General features: G+C 58.7%; 6 protein-coding genes, 1 other RNA gene and 1 pseudogene. 4 read left to right on the top strand and 4 right to left on the bottom strand.

What is annotated here, in order from left to right; all coding sequences use genetic code 11:
- Together A3754_RS19480 and A3754_RS26755 are read left to right on the top strand one after the other, a co-directional pair.
- Positions 1–416: pseudogene (locus A3754_RS19480) on the top strand (threonine ammonia-lyase, biosynthetic); the annotation flags it as partial.
- Positions 417–754: 338 nt separating this feature from the next.
- Positions 755–904: a hypothetical protein gene (locus tag A3754_RS26755; protein ID WP_156497101.1), complete on the top strand. Its 150-nt coding sequence runs from the start codon at positions 755–757 to the stop codon at positions 902–904.
- Here A3754_RS26755 and A3754_RS19485 read toward each other — a convergent pair.
- From A3754_RS19485 to A3754_RS19500, 4 genes are all read right to left on the bottom strand, one after another.
- Positions 885–1,484, bottom strand: coding sequence for a 5-formyltetrahydrofolate cyclo-ligase (locus tag A3754_RS19485; protein ID WP_063521024.1), 600 nt, complete (start codon positions 1,482–1,484; stop codon positions 885–887). The genes A3754_RS26755 and A3754_RS19485 overlap by 20 nt on opposite strands.
- A 31-nt stretch (positions 1,485–1,515) precedes the next feature.
- A non-coding RNA gene (ssrS, locus tag A3754_RS19490) (6S RNA) lies at positions 1,516–1,699 on the bottom strand.
- Positions 1,700–1,952: 253 nt separating this feature from the next.
- The gene (locus tag A3754_RS19495) at positions 1,953–2,264 is read right to left on the bottom strand and encodes a cell division protein ZapA (protein ID WP_063521025.1); all 312 of its coding nucleotides are present in this window, start codon (positions 2,262–2,264) and stop codon (positions 1,953–1,955) included.
- A 51-nt stretch (positions 2,265–2,315) separates the two neighbouring features.
- Positions 2,316–2,528, bottom strand: coding sequence for a TIGR02449 family protein (locus A3754_RS19500; protein ID WP_063521026.1), 213 nt, complete (start codon positions 2,526–2,528; stop codon positions 2,316–2,318).
- 234 nt (positions 2,529–2,762) lie between these two features.
- Here A3754_RS19500 and A3754_RS19505 point away from each other — a divergent pair, with 234 nt between their 5' ends.
- Together A3754_RS19505 and A3754_RS19510 are read left to right on the top strand one after the other, a co-directional pair.
- On the top strand, positions 2,763–3,353 hold the full coding sequence (locus A3754_RS19505) for a UPF0149 family protein (protein WP_063521027.1): 591 nt from the start codon (positions 2,763–2,765) through the stop codon (positions 3,351–3,353).
- 74 nt (positions 3,354–3,427) lie between these two features.
- The coding region (locus A3754_RS19510; protein WP_063521028.1) for an aminopeptidase P N-terminal domain-containing protein at positions 3,428–4,397 on the top strand (970 nt) is incomplete at its 3' end.

Raw genomic sequence — 4,397 nt, forward strand, 5'->3', positions numbered from 1 at the left:
ATAACTTTGTCGGTATTCAGTTGCGGCCGGGCGGAGAGGCGCTGCAGACGCTAATGAGCGAGCTGCAGGAGCGCGGTTATCCGGTGGTGGATATGAGCGGTAATGAGATGGCCAAGCTGCATATTCGTCATCTGGTGGGCGGGCACACCTCCCGGCATGACCTGAAGGAGCGGCTGTTCAGGGTGGAATTTCCGGAGCGCCCCGGAGCGCTGATGAAGTTTCTGCAATCCCTGGGCGAAAAATGGAATATCAGCCTGTTCCATTACCGTAACCACGGCGCGGCCTATGGCCGTGTGCTGGTGGGCTTCCAGGTGGAGGATGGCAAGCAGAGCAAGCTATTGGCCGACCTCAAGAAGGTGCCTTATCCCATGGTTGAGGAGAGCGACAACCCCGCCTACCGGTTATTTTTGAACTAATCGCTATTTAGCCTGTCGGTTAATCGGCGTAGCCGGTTTTGTTTGCGTTTCCGTCTTTTTTGTCCGATTTTTTGCTAACTCATTGATTTTACATTGTGTTGGTTGTTAAAAGGGGCAACGATTGACGAGCGTAGCGCACTTTGAACGTAGAGAGTTACTGCAGAGTTCTGTTAAGAAGTGTCAGCAACCCGCGCTAACTGCTTGACTTTACATTTGGAAATGATCAAATTTTGACCCACTTGGCATTTTATGCTGTTAAATCAGACTAAGGTGACAATCTTGTTAATACTTTTGGGTCACTTTTTTCATATTGCTGTACCGTTTTGGGGAATAGAACAATGAAGAAAAAGCCGGACGCCCTGGTGCTACTGGCGGTTGTTTTCGGGTTAGGCGTGCTGGTCAGCAGCCTCACCCATGGTGGAAATGAACCGGATTACCAGCGTTACGCTGACAGCGCAGGCATTACTGTCACGCAGACGACGCAGTAACAATACTCTCTACCGGTTGGTCCCACGGGGCCACCGGCAGCTCGCCTCTCTCCATTTTCTGAAAATCGTACCCCGCAGCCACCAGCCGTGGCCGTCGAGGGTGCCGTGCCAGTTGTTCCAGGGTGCGATCGTAGTAGCCGCCCCCCATTCCCAGCCGATACCCCGCCTCATCAAACGCCACCGCAGGCAGAATAATCACATCCAGTGCCCACAGGGCCCGGCCACGGTAGCGCAGGGCGGGCTCGTGAATGCCGTAGGCATTGGCTCGCATGGGATGGTGATGCTGCCAGAGGCGAAATTGCAGATAGCCGGGCCGCAGAGCGTCGACAAAAGGCAGATAGGTAGAGGCCTGTTGAAAACGCGGGTGGCGCAAGGCAGGGCGTACATCCAGTTCGCCGTCGTTGGGCAGGTAGATAGCCACGTGGCGGGCAGGACGATGTTGAATGGCCCGGGCCAGGGCAGGGCCGAAGCGTGCACTGGCGCGGCGTCGCTGGCCGCTGCTGAGGGCGCGGCGGCGCTGTCGGAACTGTCGGCGCAGTTGCTGGCGTTGTCGCGTGTCGGTGGTTTTCGCGTCAGGCATCCGGCGTCCGGCGTCAGGCGATAATATAAGGGTGCTTCCCGGCCCGCCGCTGCGGGTTTGACCCTTGAACCGAAGGTTCAAGGTGGAGGCAGCAGCATTGCCCTCAGGCTTTCCGCTCAATAGGCGGACATGCACACGGACAAGGCAATATATGCCCCCGGGTAGTACATTATCGGCAAGGGGACTTGACCCTCTGGCGCACGGGCCAGGAAGCACTTGGGGTAATTGTATCAGTGGTGCAGGGGCCGGGTCAGTCTTGACAGGGAAGGGATTTCGTTGGTGGTTCTTGGTCTGGATGCGAAGCCGCTGTAGGAGCACCTCTTGCAGGTGCGAACCCCGTGTAAGCGCGTAAATCGCTGGTGGCTCGATGGGGTTCTCTGAGCGCGTGTCGTTAGCTGTTTCTGTGTGGTCTCGTTATGCTCGGTTCGCACCTGCAAGAGGTGCTCCTACAGGCGAGGCGGAGAACAGTTACAGCTTCCGGCGGGCGTCTTCGAAGGCCTGGATTTCCTCTTCCAGGCGGCCGAGCAGGGCCTGCACGCGGGCTTCGCTTTCAGAATCCTGGGAGACGCTCTGGCGGGCGCGGAGCAGTTCGTGGCTCATGTTCAGAGCGGTCATGATGGCAATGCGCTCCAGGCCGATCACATTGGCATCGCGGACTTCGCGCATCTGTTCGTCCAGGTAACGGGCGGCCGCCAGCAGGTTGTCCTGTTCCCCGGCGGGGCAGGCGACGCGATACTCCTTGTCCAGTAGATGAATTACCAGGGAGTTTTCGTTAGACATTCCGGATTACACCGCATTGGCTGTGAGTCAGAGTCAGGCAGGAGACCACGCTCAGGATTCCTGCTCGAGAGATTTCAGACGCGAGATGATGGCCTCGACTTTATTGCGGGCGGCATCATTTTTTTTCAGTAACTGGGCCCGTTCTTCCACCAGTTTGCTCTCGCGATCATGCAAGGCCTGGTTCTCTTGACGCAACCGCGCGCTGATGCGCAGCAGGTCATCGACTCGGGCTTCCAGTTGCCTCAGTTGTTGTTCCGTCGTCATGGCAAAATGGTCGCTGTTCGCCTAAGGTAGCTCCCCTGCACCTTACCGGTATTTTCCGGTGATGGCGCCCCCACCCGGATTGCAGGCTTTTTGTACTATAGGTGTGGGGTCTGTAAGGGTCAATGAAATTCAAGTGTGATAGCCACTTAGCACACACTTCTCAGGTAATCCCCAACTCTGCTTCCCGGGGCCGCCGCGCCAGCGGATCACCGGCTGTTGAAAACGGAAAGACGCATGTCCAACGATATTGATTTTGAGGTTCTCGTCCAGGGGCTGGCTGCGGCCGGCGTAAAGCATTCTCCCAGTGAACTGCAGGGGGTGATTGCCGGCCTGCTGGCCACCGGCCACGGCGGCCACAATGAGGAACTGCTTGGGGTGCTGGCTGCCCACGTGGATATGCCGGAGGGCTTTGGTGCCGAGATGAATGGCGCCCTGCTGGCGGTGCGAGACCAGTTGCACGGCGGTTACCAGGGAACCGGTCTGGAGCTGAACCTGCTGTTGCCGGGAGATGAGGAAGACCTTGGCTTGCGGGTGGCCGCGCTGGCCCAGTGGAGTGAAGGCTTCCTGGTGGGCTTTGGCACCGGCTCGGCCAACACCCACGACAAGGACCTGTCACCCGGCGTGCAGGAAGCACTGTCGGACCTGGCGGCAATTAGCCAGGTGGCTACGCCGGATGATGACGGCGACGCCGAGGAAGACATGTTCGAGCAGGTGGCCGAGCACTGCCGTATGTCTGCCCTGATGATTTACACTGAGCTGGTCATGCGCCATCAGGGCAAACCAGAGTCGGCGCCAGCGGATAAAACACCGCCAACCCGCCATTAATGGGGATCAGGCGTTTGGTTTGTTGCGTGAGTTGCGTGAAGCGTGCCGCCTGTTGCGTTATTTAAGGAGTCGTTTTGAGTATCAGCCGCCAGGAGTTTGCCCGTCGTCGTCAGGAGCTGATGACCATCATGGGGCCCAACAGCATTGCCATTCTGCCTGCCGCCCCGGAGCGCACTCGCAACCGGGACGTGGAGTACCCGTACCGGCAGAACAGCGATTTCTGGTACCTCACCGGTTTCGCCGAACCGGAAGCGGTGATGGTGCTGCTGCCGGGGCGCGAGTATGGTGAGTATGTGCTGTTCTGCCGCGACCGTGATCGCACCATGGAAATCTGGAACGGCTACCGCGCCGGGCCGGAAGGCGCGGTGTCTGAATACGATGCGGACGATGCATTCCCGATCAGCGATATTGATGAAATTCTGCCGGGGCTGATCGAAGGCAGTGAGCGGGTCTACTACGACCTGGGGCACGACAGTGAATTCGATCGGCGCCTGATGGGCTGGGTCAACAGCATCCGCGAACGGGTGCGCAGTGGCGCGCACCCGCCCGGCGAATTCGTGGCGCTGGCCCACCATCTGCACGACCTGCGGCTGTTCAAGTCTGCGGCGGAAAGCAAACTCATGCGCAAGGCGGCCAGCATTTCTGCCGGCGCCCACGTGCGCGCCATGCAGTCGGTGAAGCCAGGGATGATGGAATACCAGCTGGAAGCGGAATACATCCACGAATTCATGCGCCACGGTTCGCGCAGTCCCGCCTACCCGAGCATTGTCGGTGGCGGCGCCAACAGCTGCATTCTTCATTACATCGAAAACACCGGAAAGCTGAAAGCCGGAGATCTGGTGCTGGTGGATGCCGGTTGCGAGCTGGAACACTATGCATCCGATATTACCCGCACTTTCCCGGTGAGCGGCACATTCAGCAAGCCACAGCAGGCGCTGTATGAGCTGGTGCTGGCCAGCCAGTATGCGGCCATCGAAGCTACCCACCCGGACAACCACTGGAACGTGCCCCACGAGCAGGTGGTGAATATCCTTACTCAGGGGC

Source organism: Alcanivorax sp. HI0083 (assembly GCF_001635175.1).